The 12900-nt window shown below is 52.9% G+C and carries 11 protein-coding genes; 3 read left to right on the top strand and 8 right to left on the bottom strand.

What is annotated here, in order from left to right; all coding sequences use genetic code 11:
• The first annotated feature begins 21 nt into the window (after nt 1-21).
• Both HVE01_RS00055 and HVE01_RS00050 read left to right on the top strand, forming a co-directional pair.
• Complete coding sequence (locus HVE01_RS00055; protein ID WP_125751236.1) at nt 22-552, top strand: hypothetical protein; 531 nt, start codon at nt 22-24, stop codon at nt 550-552.
• A 95-nt stretch (nt 553-647) separates the two neighbouring features.
• Nucleotides 648-4595, top strand: a complete 3948-nt coding sequence (locus tag HVE01_RS00050; RefSeq protein WP_125751239.1) for a hybrid sensor histidine kinase/response regulator — start codon at nt 648-650, stop codon at nt 4593-4595.
• A gap of 203 nt (nt 4596-4798) precedes the next feature.
• Here HVE01_RS00050 and HVE01_RS00045 read toward each other — a convergent pair whose 3' ends face one another.
• From HVE01_RS00045 to HVE01_RS00035, 3 genes are all read right to left on the bottom strand, one after another.
• The gene (locus HVE01_RS00045; RefSeq protein WP_125751244.1) at nt 4799-5461 is read right to left on the bottom strand and encodes a response regulator; all 663 of its coding nucleotides are present in this window, start codon (nt 5459-5461) and stop codon (nt 4799-4801) included.
• Nucleotides 5462-5734: 273 nt separating this feature from the next.
• A complete protein-coding gene (gene acs, locus HVE01_RS00040; RefSeq protein WP_125751247.1) occupies nt 5735-7684 on the bottom strand; it encodes an acetate--CoA ligase in 1950 nt (649 codons plus the stop codon).
• Between the two features lie 168 nt (nt 7685-7852).
• On the bottom strand, nt 7853-8401 hold the full coding sequence (locus HVE01_RS00035) for a SprT family zinc-dependent metalloprotease (RefSeq protein WP_186808788.1): 549 nt from the start codon (nt 8399-8401) through the stop codon (nt 7853-7855).
• Nucleotides 8402-8491: 90 nt separating this feature from the next.
• Between HVE01_RS00035 and HVE01_RS00030 the strand changes: the two genes are divergently transcribed.
• Nucleotides 8492-9166 (top strand): YecA/YgfB family protein, encoded by a 675-nt coding sequence (locus tag HVE01_RS00030; protein WP_125751249.1) that lies wholly within the window; start codon nt 8492-8494, stop codon nt 9164-9166.
• Between the two features lie 25 nt (nt 9167-9191).
• On the opposite strand, the gene HVE01_RS00025 is transcribed toward HVE01_RS00030, so the two are convergent.
• The 5 genes from HVE01_RS00025 to HVE01_RS00005 all read right to left on the bottom strand — a co-directional run.
• Nucleotides 9192-10313, bottom strand: a complete 1122-nt coding sequence (locus HVE01_RS00025) for a phospholipase D-like domain-containing protein (protein ID WP_146941732.1) — start codon at nt 10311-10313, stop codon at nt 9192-9194.
• A 27-nt stretch (nt 10314-10340) separates the two neighbouring features.
• Nucleotides 10341-11060, bottom strand: a complete 720-nt coding sequence (locus tag HVE01_RS00020; protein ID WP_146941730.1) for a class I SAM-dependent methyltransferase — start codon at nt 11058-11060, stop codon at nt 10341-10343.
• On the bottom strand, nt 11057-11761 hold the full coding sequence (gene tsaB / locus HVE01_RS00015; protein ID WP_146941728.1) for a tRNA (adenosine(37)-N6)-threonylcarbamoyltransferase complex dimerization subunit type 1 TsaB: 705 nt from the start codon (nt 11759-11761) through the stop codon (nt 11057-11059). The genes HVE01_RS00020 and tsaB overlap by 4 nt, the downstream gene beginning before the upstream one ends.
• 110 nt (nt 11762-11871) lie before the next feature.
• On the bottom strand, nt 11872-12525 hold the full coding sequence (gene adk, locus HVE01_RS00010) for an adenylate kinase (RefSeq protein ID WP_125751262.1): 654 nt from the start codon (nt 12523-12525) through the stop codon (nt 11872-11874).
• A 250-nt stretch (nt 12526-12775) separates the two neighbouring features.
• On the bottom strand, nt 12776-12900 hold a 125-nt coding region (locus tag HVE01_RS00005), incomplete at its 5' end, for a 2-oxo acid dehydrogenase subunit E2 (RefSeq protein ID WP_146941726.1).

The following is a 12900-nucleotide window of genomic DNA, read 5'->3' as shown; positions in this document are numbered from 1 at the left end:
GTCATTTAGAAAGGATATTTTATGATCTGGCATCTTGTTGCCGCTGTATTTGCAGGGCTTGCCGCCGCGGGGATAGGCCTATTACTTAGAGCACTTAGCCGTAAACGGCTGCCTAAGTGGATTGTGCCCGTTTTTGGTGGCTTGGGTATGCTGGGGTATCAGGTCTCAACCGAATACAGCTGGTTTGAACACAAGCGCTCTCAACTACCTGAAACTGCCATCGTCATTTCCAGCGATACGTCTAGTGCCGTGTGGCGACCATGGACCTTTGTGTTTCCGATGACGACTAAATTCAGCATCGTTGATCGCGACAATGTACGCGCTCGCCACATTGACGATGAGTTAATTGCTGAATTTATTCTTTATCAATTCGAACGCCGCCATACCGACATACTAACCACTCAACCTTATATATTGAACTGCACAAACCGCGAGATAGTCCCCCTGAATACAGAGACGGGCGACGCTGAATTAAACGAACGCCGCACGCTGCGGGAAACCGCACCTTTGTTAACCACCGTTTGCCAACTTGCCGCCGACCAGCAGACGTAATGCCCCTCCTTCGCCTAGAATAGGGTCTTTATTTAGATGATCGTTATTTGATATTGGATCGTCGCTAGGCGAAGCCTTCAACGTGGGGAGACGACATGTTTCATGGCGGTCTGCTGGTCGCGGTATCACTGCTTTACATTGCAGTGCTGTTTGGAATTGCCTGGTTCGGTGATCGCCGTGCACGGACTCACGGCGCCAGCCGCCGACGGCCAATCATCTACAGTTTGGCATTGGCCATTTACTGCACCTCGTGGACGTTTTACGGCGCAGTGGGGCAAGCAGCCACAGCGGGCTGGTCATTCGCCAGTATCTTTGTCGGCCCGATCTTAACGTTTTTACTGTTTTGGCCGGTGCTGGCAAAAATGATTCGTGTTGCCAAGCACCAAAACGTCACGTCAATCGCTGACTTTATTGCTTCCCGCTACGGCAAAACCCAATCCCTTGCGGCGTTTGCTAGTTTAGTTGCCCTGATTGGCACCCTGCCCTACATTGCCCTGCAGTTAAAAGCGGTGTCTACCACCTTTAGTGTTCTGACCGACGCAGCGGACATGACCCATACGCCGCTGTTTGGCGACACAGCGTTTTATGTCGCCATCGTCATGGCAATCTTCGCTATCCTTTTTGGCACTCGTCACACGGACGCGACAGAGCACCACGAAGGGCTGATTCATGCGGTAGCATTTGAATCGCTGGTAAAGTTGTTGGCTTTTGTCGTCCTTGGCGCTTTTGTTACCTGGGGGATGTTTGATGGCCTAGGCGAACTAATGGGCCACGCTGAAAGTCAATTGGAGCTTCAGCGCCAGCTAGCCAATCAAGATTTCGGCCAGAGCTTCTGGGCACAAACGCTGCTCGCCATGCTCGCTATACTTTGCCTACCTCGCCAGTTTCATGTGGCAGTGGTGGAAAATACCCACCCAGATGATGCAACAAAAGCACGCTGGCTATTTCCTCTTTACTTACTCGCAGTCGCCTTTTTTGTTGTCCCTTTGGCGGCAGCTGGCCTACTGCTGTTTTCGGAAAGCGGGGTTGAGCCTGATACTTACGTACTTGCTCTTTCAATGGCGTCCGGCCAGCAGTGGCTGACCCTTCTCACCTTTATTGGTGGATTTTCTGCCGCGACAGGTATGGTTATTGTGGCGGCAGTGGCAGTGTCCATCATGATTTCTAATGAAATTGTGATCCCAGCGCTATTTAGATTGCGTTGGTTCGACACCAAAGCCCGCGACTATGGCCGCTTAGTGCTCCGCGCACGCCGCCTGACGATTGTTGCTGTTTTGGCAATGGCTTACGGCTTTTACCAGCTCATTGCCGAATTCACTTCGTTGGCCTCAATTGGCATGCTGTCCTTTGCGGCCGCCGCTCAGTTTGCCCCCGCACTCATCGGCGGGCTGTATTGGAAGCGCGGCAACCGCCTCGGCGTTATTGTTGGCATGAATGCAGGCTTTGCGATTTGGGCATACAGCCTGTTAATGCCTGCGATGATCAATGCCGGTGTACTTCCTCAACAATGGTTAGCAGGCGGCCCCTTAGGGCTTAATTGGCTATCGCCGACAACCCTATTTGGCTTAAACCTCGGCGACCCATTTACCCACGGGGTCATGCTGTCGCTGGGCATCAACTTGTTCTGCTATATCTTTGTGTCACAGGTGACTTCTCAGCGGGTCGTCGAACGTATCCAGGCGTCGCTGTTTGTCGATAGCGTTGAAACCCGCCAGACATCCGTCAACCGCCCCTGGACAGGTGCCACCACGGTCGGTGACCTTAAAGTGCTGTGTGAGCGTTTTCTTGGGGCAGATCAAGTGGATCGTGCATTCGAGGATTACGCACGCCGCGCGGGCAAACCCATAGAAGATAGTTCCCGGGCGTCTATCGACGTCATCCAATTTACCGAGCGCTTTCTTGCCTCAGTGCTAGGCGCATCATCAGCACGTATAGTCGTTAATTCGGCGCTTCAGGGGCGCGGCATTGGCATTTCAGACGTTATTTCTATCGTTGATGAAGCCTCTCAAGTCCTAGAGTTCAACCGCGCACTGCTGCAAGCCACCATTGAAAACATCAACCAGGGTATTAGCGTGGTTGACCAAAATTTGCGCTTGGTGGTGTGGAACCAACGTTATTTAGAGCTGTTCCGCTTCCCTGATCACTTGATACGGGTCGGCGCCCCCATGGATCGCATTTTTCGCTACAACGCGCACAACGGTGAATATGGCCCAGGCGACCCGGAAGAGCACGTTCAACTGCTGCTAGACAACATTCGCGACGGCCAGCCTCACCGCTATGTGCGCTATCGCCAGGATGGCAGCGTATTGGAAGTCCAAGGCAACCCGATGCCTGGTGGTGGTTTTGTCTATACTTATCAAGATATTACTCAGCAGAAGCGCATTGAAGAGGCGCTGATCCGCTCTGAAAATAACATCCGTATCTACACCGATAATGTGCCAGCGCTGATTGCCTACTTTGATAAAGAGTGCCGCTATCTATTTACCAACCGCGCCTACGAACAAGCTTTCGACATAGATCGTAATGCCGTGATTGGGCGTCGATACGAAGACGTATTACCGGTTAAAAAAGCCGAAGAGCGCATGCCATGGGTTCAGCGAACGCTGGCAGGCGAACGGGTCAGCTTTGAAGTTTCAATGCGCGTTAATGATGCCATGCGCTATATGCTGGTCACCTATACGCCCCACTTTGGCGATAGCCAATCGATTTTAGGCTTCTTCGCGCTTTATCAAGACATTACCGAGCGCCGCCAAGCCGAAATCGCCTTAAAAGTGACCAACGAAACCCTGGAAGAGCGCGTTCGCGAGCGCACACAAGCACTTTCCGAGGCCAACGCGGCGCTGCGCCAAGAAAACCGTGTGCGTGCTGAAGCTGAGCAGGCGCTGCGCCAAGCCAAGCAGTTAGCTGAAGATGCTAATGCTTCCAAAACGCGCTTTTTAGCTGCCGCTAGTCATGACTTGCTACAGCCACTGAACGCGGCCCGGCTGTTTACCTCAGCATTAATGCAGAACGTGACCACTAGCGACACCCAGCGCACCATCAGCCATATTGATAACTCACTGCAAGCCGCTGAAGAGCTGCTTGGCACTCTGCTAGATATTTCAAAGCTTGATGCGGGTGCGCTTACTCCGCGACGCAGCCACTTTGCCCTCGCAGATATTATTCGCCCGTTGCGTGCCGAATTTGAAGTGATGGCCGATGACCGTGGGCTGGATCTTGTCGTCGTACCGACGCAACAGTGGGTAGATTCCGATCCGCAGATGCTTCGCCGGATTGTACAAAACTTTTTATCCAACGCGATCCGCTATACCCAAGAGGGTCGTGTACTACTAGGCTGCCGCCGCCAGGCAGGACGGCTTTCCATAGAGGTATGGGATAGCGGGCCCGGCATTCCTGAATCTAAGCTAACGGAAATTTTCCAAGAGTTCCGCCGCTTGGATCAAGTCTCACGCCATAAAGAGAGCGAGAAAGGACTCGGTTTAGGCCTCTCAATCGCTGATCGTATGAGCCGTGTGCTTGATCACCCCATTAAGGTTCGTTCCTGGGTCGGGGTGGGGACTGCATTTTGCGTCAGCGTTCCCATTGTTGCCGCCCGTGAAGTAACCGTCGCGGATCAAGAGCATCACAATCGCCGTAGTGGTAATAAGCTAGCGGGTACCCGCATAGTATGTATCGATAACGAAACGCTTATTTTAGAGGGCATGACGGCCATGCTAAGTGGCTGGGGATGCGAGGTATTCACCGCGACCAGCATCGGCGGCGCAAAATCGATTCTGCGTAATATGGACGGCGACCCCGATGCTATTTTGGCCGACTATCATCTGGACAACGAAGTCACGGGCTTAATGGCTCTCGAAGCGCTCAGCGAGCGCTTTGAAGGAGCCGTACCGGGCATTGTGATTACCGCCGACCGCACGGAAGCAGTGGCCGAAGAGATCAAGCGCGCGGGCTATCAGCTGCTGCTTAAGCCGGTCAAACCTGCCGCGCTGCGCGCACTTTTAACGCGTACGCTGCAGGCCAGCCGGGCAGGTGGGAAAACGTAACGATATGGCGGATTGCCCGACAAAAATGCCGTATTCAAAATGGATTCCCGCTAAAAGCATGCGGGAATGACACGGTGGTGAGGCACACAGGAATGACGGAGCAGCGAGACATGCGGGAATGATACAGCGGCGAGATAAGTAGCAAAACGAAAGCGCCGTCCTTAGGTTGTCCTAGGGGCGGCGCTTTCCGAAGGGGTCAGTCGTTAAGACTCGACTTTAGGCGGCTCGACTTCGAGCTTTTGCGCCGCAATAACAGCTTGGGTGCGCGAGTGCACTCCCAGCTTGCGCAGAATAGCCGTCACGTGGGCCTTAATAGTGGCTTCTGAGACGCTAAGCTCATAGGCGATCTGTTTATTTAGCAAGCCTTCCGTCAGCATATTGAGCACACGAAACTGCTGCGGCGTCAGCGAGGCAATTGCCTCCGCAAAACGCGACTCTTCTTCGCTGGTTTCATCTAAGACGTTCGCCAACGCTTCTGGCAGCCAAACTTCCCCTTGCAGAATTTCTCCCACCGCTTCAGCAATCAGCTGTAACGAAGAAGATTTAGGAATAAAGCCTGACGCGCCGTAATCAATTGCACGACGAACAACATAGGGTTCGTCACTGCCTGAAACAACCGCTACCGGAATATCGGGCATCTGGCCACGCAGTTGAATCAAACCTGAGAAGCCATGCGCTCCAGGCATATGGAGGTCTAGCAAAATCAAATCAGCATCAGGGTGTCGATTCACGACCTCAGTGGTGGCTTCCATGGTGTCGGCTTCGACAATCTCAGCCTGGGGGGCTAACTGGCGCAACGCCTGAGTGAGCGCTGCACGAAACAGCGGATGGTCGTCTGCGACGATAAACTTATGGGCTACTGCCATGGATATTCCTCCGGTTCCTCGAGCAGCGGGGTTGACTACCGCCGCGACGCTAGGCTCATACGGTTGAAGCATGGTACCCCATGGGCTTCGTCATTCCCAAGCATCACATGCACTATTTGTCATTGATACGTCATCCAAACAGAAATAACAGTGCCGGCTCCATGGCCGGCACTGCAACGGATCTGCTAAGTTTGCCTTATTTTGCATAGCAAATGAATGACATCCGTCATTTAAACGTGCCCCCATTTGAAGAATAACTGAGGGCAAAGCAGATTACTTATTGGCACGATGTTCAATGAGCTCGTCAACCACCGATGGATCCGCCAGCGTGCTGGTATCTCCCAAGCCGTCACACTCATTGGCCGCGATCTTACGTAAAATGCGCCGCATAATTTTACCAGAACGTGTTTTTGGCAGCCCAGGCGCCCACTGAATTACATCTGGCGATGCAATCGGGCCAATATCCTTACGCACCCACTGAGTCAGCTCTTTCTTGAGTTCATCGGTGGGATCAACATCATCATTGAGCGTTACATAGATATAGATGCCCTGGCCCTTAATATCGTGCGGGAAGCCAACAACAGCAGCCTCTGCCACTGCCGAGTGAGCAACCAAAGACGACTCTATTTCAGCAGTACCCATCCGGTGGCCTGATACGTTAAGTACGTCGTCAACCCGTCCTGTAATCCAGTAATAGCCATCCTCATCCCGACGGCAGCCATCTCCAGTAAAATACATGCCGTCGTAAGTAGAGAAGTAGGTCTGTACAAAACGTTCGTGATCGCCCCAAATGGAGCGTGCTTGACCCGGCCAGGAGTCGAGAATGACGAGGTTACCTTCCGTCTCGCCTTCCAGTTGATGGCCTTCATTATCCACCAGCGCGGGTTTCACACCAAAGAAAGGCGTTGTCGCAGAACCAGGCTTGAGATCTGTAGCACCGGGAAGTGGCGCGATCATAATGCCGCCCGTTTCGGTTTGCCACCAGGTGTCTACAATAGGGCACTGCTCATTGCCGATAACGCGATAGAACCACTCCCAGGCTTCTGGGTTGATAGGTTCACCCACCGACCCCAGCAAGCGCAGTGAATCACGTTTGCTAGAGTCCATCACGTTATCACCATGCGCCATTAATGCCCGCACAGCGGTAGGCGCGGTATAGAGGATATTGACCTGATGTTTATCGACAATTTCGCCCATGCGGCCATGGCTTGGGTAGCTCGGCACGCCTTCAAACATTAGCGTGGTTGCACCATTGGCAAGCGGTCCGTACACGATATAGCTGTGACCCGTCACCCAGCCGACATCCGCGGTACACCAGTAAACTTCGCCTTCTTGATAGTCGAAAATATACTGATGAGTCATCGCTGCATAGGTCAAGTAGCCGCCCGTGGTGTGCTTCAAGCCCTTCGGCGCACCGGTTGACCCAGAGGTATAGAGAATAAACAGCGGGTCTTCAGCATTCATGGCCTCAGCTGGGCATTCGGTAGACTGCTTATCCACCAGCTCGTCAAACCAGATGTCACGACCTTCCTGCCAATCAATATCTCCGCCTGTACGCTTCACCACCAATACGTTTTTACATACATCGGTGCCGTTACGCGTCAGCGCTGAATCGACGTTCTCTTTAAGGGGCACGTGTTTACCACCACGTACCGACTCATCAGCAGTGATCACCAGCTTAGAATCAGCACCGATGACCCGTTGTGCGACAGCGTCCGGCGAAAAGCCGCCAAACACAACAGAGTGCACAGCACCGATACGGGCACACGCCAACATGGCCATTGCCGCCTCAGGAATCATCGGCATATACAGCGTCACCGTATCGCCTTTGTTAACTCCCAGCGACTTCAGGCCGTTGGCCAGTTGGTTAGTGCGCTCATAGAGCTCACGGTAAGTAATATGTTTTGAATCGTTAGGGTTATCGCCTTCCCAGATAATCGCCGTCTGATCGCCGCGTTTCTCCAAGTGGCGATCTAAACAGTTGGCACTAACGTTAAGCTCACCATCTTCAAACCAACGGATATCGACATTATCGCGTGCAAAGGAAGTGTTTTTAATCTTTGTTGGCGTCTTAATCCAATCCAGACGCTTTGCTTGCTCGGCCCAGAAACGCTCTGGGTCGTCCATGGACTGCTGATACATTGCCGCATATTTATCTTTATCAGCCCATGCACTGGCAGCGATACTGTCGCGCACTGGATAGACGTTTTTATGCTCGCTCATGAAGTTGCCTCTGTCCGTGAAATTGCACTCTCTAGAAATGGTGTCGGTATTATTATTAGTCGCACCGACGCGCTTAATATTTACCTAGCATAAACCTCCCAACGCTGGCTTCCCCTTAGACATTGGTATTAACATTTTCAATATTAAAAACAATAAGTTAAAACGATTTCAGGGTTTTCTAAAAGCACTGTAGACCAAGGTCTGATCACAATGACGGCAACGATAGCGGCGCCCCTTTACCACTAAAGAATGACGCCTAGCTGTGAAACAGTGCGTTTGACAGCCACACTGATAATGATATGGCCGAGACTGGGCACCCTGAACATCAAAACAGTGAGTTACCTTAGGCTCAAGACCAAACAAGTCTCGCATGACAGCTTGCCATTCTCGACCATGCGGTTTGAACCGCGTGCCATTGGCTAAATGAAAGACTAGCCAATGCGCCATTTCATGGGGAATCACCTCGTCAAAAAACGCCTGCCGATTATTTCCTAACAAAACAGGGTTAAAACGCAGCCCGCCACGCCCTAGATGCGCCTGCCCTGCTGAGGCACCTTTTAGATCGAACCACACCTTTGGCGCAGGCAGCGCAGGATAGACTTCTTGGCAGCGCCTTAGCGCTTCATCTGTTCTGTCTCGCACGGCATGCATAAGCGCCTCTGAAGAGAGTGCCGCAAGTTTTTCAGCAGGCCATGGAGGCAGTGGTAAAGTCGTCATTAGTGATAAACTAACCAGTAACGATGTTGCCAACGAGTGTTGCCGATCAACATCTTTTTCTCAAAGACGATTTTTATGATGAGGCCCCTGATGGCAGAGCGCAATAACGTTCCCGCAGCAACGTCGCCTAGTACCCCGCCACCTCAACCGCTACTTGACGACGAGCAACTTGATAGATTGGATGACTTTCTCGACTCAGAGCAGGTCGGCGAAGATGCGCTGGATCTGATTTCTGCCCATGGCTTTTTAGTGGCACTAGCAGTTGCCCCTAGCGAATTACCCACCAACCAATGGCTAGCCGAGCTGTTTCAGGGAGAGCCAAGTTATCGGGACGATGCCGAACGAGACGAGATTATCCAACTGCTAACACTACTGCGTGACAACGCCGTCGCAGTACTTGAACAAGGCGGTTTACCAGAGCTCCCCTTTGAGCTAACGCTCGGTGGCATCCCCGCGGAGGAAACGCCTATCGGCGACTGGTGCGCAGGGTTTATGGAAGGTGTCTTTAGCGACGAAAGCGCTTGGTTCCAAGATGACGAAGAAGCTGCCGCCACGCTACTGTTGCCCTTTATGTCGCTCTCAGGTTTATTCGATGATGAGCCAGAAATGGCTGAAATGGCCCAAGATCAGGCCAGCCAGGAAACCTTTGTTGCTCAACTGCCAGAATTAGTCCTGGATCTTTATCTTCACTACCGCGTGCCCCCCGAAACCCCGAAACCTAAACCACGCAAGAAAACCCCGGCCAAAGGTAAAAAGCGTCGATAGCCGATAGCCGATTGCTAACCGCGCATTATTTAAGGCGAGTGACAATACCATCCACTACGCCATAGACCCACTCGCGGGCCCGCTGCCGCCAGGGCCGTGCAGCCCAGGCGGCAGCATCGATTTCTTGACTAGCGGCAAAGTTACGCTCAAAAAGCGACTGAACCTGCTCGGCGAAGGCCTGATTTTCTACTTCTTGATTCGCTTCAAGGTTCCAGTGCAGATTCCAATGGTCGAAGTTACATGAGCCAATACTGACCCAGTCATCGGCTAACACAAACTTGGCATGAATAAACGTGGGCTGGAACTCAAAAATCCGCACGCCAGCTTTTAACAACGCTTGGTAAAACCGTTGTCCTGCATAGCGCACGCCTGGGTGGTCATGTTTACTGCCCGGTAATAGTAAACAAACATCTACGCCACGCCGTGCTGCGCGAATCAGGCGTCTGCGCAGCGTGAAGGTCGGTACAAAATAAGGCGTACACAGCCAAAGCCGCTTGTTTGACTGATTTACCCGCGCATGAAGCGAGTGGCGAATCGCTTGATAACGATACCCCCTCGCTGACATCACTCTACCGCGTATGCCATCAGCATAATGCGCTGCTGTCCGCTGTGGCGGCAACGTCGCTCTAGCCCGCCCATCACCTGCTTGGCGTGTTAACCGGGAACGCCATAAGCGGCGAAAAAGCCCTTCCCAATCAGCGACTACCGGGCCTTCGATGCGCACCGCAATTTCGTACCATGCTTCAAGAAACTCATCCACCGCGCCAAATCCGCCGGTAAACGCAACCTCACCATCCACGACAACAATTTTACGGTGGTCACGGCTTAAGTTGCGAGCCAGCGAGTGAAAACCAATGGGATTAAAGAACCGTAATGCGACACCTGCTTGCTCTAGGCGTATACGATCACGCTGCTCCAAACCCATGGAGCCATAACCATCAAGCAGCAAATACACCTTTACACCGCGCTCAGCAGCGTCGATCAGCGCATCACTCATCTGGTTGGCTAACTTACCTGACTCCATCAAGTAGAGCTCCACCAGCACGTAGTACTCCGCTTGACTCACCGCCTCAAACATCGCTGGCAAAAATCGCGCTGCTTCCGGCAACAGAGTAGTACGGTTGCCTTCACGCCACACGTGCTGCATAGAGACTCCTTCTCTTGATGAAACGGCTTAGCGACGAGCCAACGAGCGATGGACGTACAGGTCGTAACGGCTCGTCTTACCTTCCAGCGTATGCTGCGGAGCAGGGCCATCGATAGGAGGTGCTTTACGCGGGCGCTTGACCACGACTCGATGCGTCGCTACATCCAACGCCGCTTCTAATAAGCGCGGTGCATCATCATCGTCTCCCGCCAACTCTCGAAACACGCGCATCTCTTTCTTGACCAATGCCGACTTCTCACGGTGCGGAAACATCGGATCAAGATGAATAACCTCAGGATCAAAAGCTGCGCTCTCCACAAGAGCAGCCAACTGCTTAGCGGCATCACCATGGCGGAGCGTCATACGCAAGGCAATCTCTGCTGTCGTCTGTGTTTTTGCAGCACGCTCGAGACCATCTTGAAGCAGTGCGGCAATCGCCGCGACACGTTCAATTAGTAAGACATTTGCTCCCAGGCTTGCCAGTACGAACGCATCCCGACCCAAGCCAGCCGTAGCGTCCACCACGCTAGGCGTAATGCCTTTAGCCAGCCCACAGGCTTTTGCCACTAACTGCCCGCGGCCGCCACCAAACTGACGACGATGAGCCGCTTTACCAGCGGCAAAATCGACACTAAGCGGTTTTCCATACTGACGCTCATCACCTGACAGCGCCAACTGGCCATCAACGTAGCCAAGCGCCAACCCCGAAGGCAACACCAACGTCTCTGGGCTTGCCACATGGCTCATGCTGGCTTTTTCCAAGCCACGTCGTTGCGCAAATAAACCGGCTGTACTTCGTGAGCACCCTTACCTAGCCCCGCTTCTAAATCACGAGCGGCGAGCCATGCCATCTCTTCTGCCCGTGGCTCAAGATCAGTAAGGTGCTGAGACATGTTGGTCTGTAAACTTAACGCGAAGTCATCCCACAGCGTAAACCCCGAGCCCACGCCGACCCAGTCGGTCTCCTGCTCAGCGGGTAAATGAAAGTTCGCAGGCGCCACGACCACTTCGTCACTTTGCAAGCTAAGCGTGTCATTTAAACAGTGCCAAGTAGCCGCGTAGATTTCACCCATTCGGGCATCTAGCGCGGTCACTACATGACGAAAATGGTAGCGGCGATGGGCCTGAAGCGCGAGCGCTTCCAAGGTGGAAATACCCAGCAATGGGCGATCCAACCCAAACGCCAAGCCTTGCGCTGCACCGGCAGCAATGCGCAAGCCGGTGAATGAACCGGGGCCACGCCCAAACGCAACCGCATCCAACTGCTGCGTAGAAATATTGGCCTCAGCGAGAATGTCATCCACCATCGGCATTAAGCGCCGGGTATGAGCCCTTGGCGTCATCTCGAAACGCGCCAAGCATTCACGTTGGCCACCTTGCTGGCGCAATAAAGCCGCAGAGCAGGCACTAGAAGATGCGTCCAGTGCGAGAAGGTATAACGATGACATCGATTCTGCACTCCATAAAGTATGGCCATCATTATACCTTTACATGGCCTAAACGACGATGGCCCGCAGGTTACCTGCGGGCCATCGTGTCATTCACTGGCATGTACTAATTAGCAAAGCGCTTCTTTCACTTGCCGAGTAATGTCAGCCACACTGCCTACACCTTCTACACGATGGTACTGCGGCGCGGCCTCGGGGTCTTCTTTCGCCCACTGCTGGTAATAATCGACCAACGGAGCGGTTTGATCGTGATAAACCGACAGACGGTTGCGCACGGTAGACTCTTGATCATCTTCGCGCTGAATCAGAGCTTCACCAGTCACGTCATCCTTACCCAGCTCTTTGGGCGGATTATGCTCAACATGATAAACACGCCCAGACGCCGGATGAACACGACGCCCCGCAAGACGGCTAACAATTTCTTCGTCTGGCACGGCAATTTCCAACACGTGGTCCAGCTTAACGCCAGCCTCTTTCATCGCATCGGCTTGCGGGATGGTGCGCGGAAAACCATCGAACAAGAAACCATTTTCGCAGTCGGGTTGGCTAATGCGCTCTTTAACAAGATCGATAATGACATCGTCGGATACCAAACCGCCGCTATTCATAATCTCTTTTACTTTGAGCCCCAGCTCGGTGCCGTCCTTGATGGCCGCGCGCAGCATATCCCCGGTGGAAATTTGAGGGATCTTAAATTGCTCACAAATAAACTGAGCCTGGGTCCCCTTCCCTGCGCCGGGGGCACCCAACAGGATTAAACGCATGGCACTGCTCCTTGAATGTTAGTCGTTAGATATGAATATATTGTTAATAATGGACTGACAATAACCGTGCCGTTCGGATGACACAACTCCCCAAAAGCCTGATAACGCATTTTTTTTATATTTTCTTAAGTAAAAACAGCCAAGTGGCAACTTCTTGTACTTTGGTCACCCCTTCTTTGCAGACCGACGAAACTGTTTTAAACACAAGCGGCGCCCTACTGGGCGCCGCTTGTGGCTTACGCTGAGACGATTACAGCAGCAATCGACGAATATCCGTCAGCACATCGGCCAGGAAGGCCGTAAAGCGGGCGGCATCGGCACCGTTAATCGCCCGGTGATCGTAGGAGAGCGAGAGCGGCATCATTAAGCGCGGCT

The organism is Vreelandella venusta (assembly GCF_007989605.1).
Lineage (GTDB): Bacteria > Pseudomonadota > Gammaproteobacteria > Pseudomonadales > Halomonadaceae > Vreelandella > Vreelandella venusta.
This window is presented reverse-complemented; position numbering and strand designations above follow the sequence as displayed.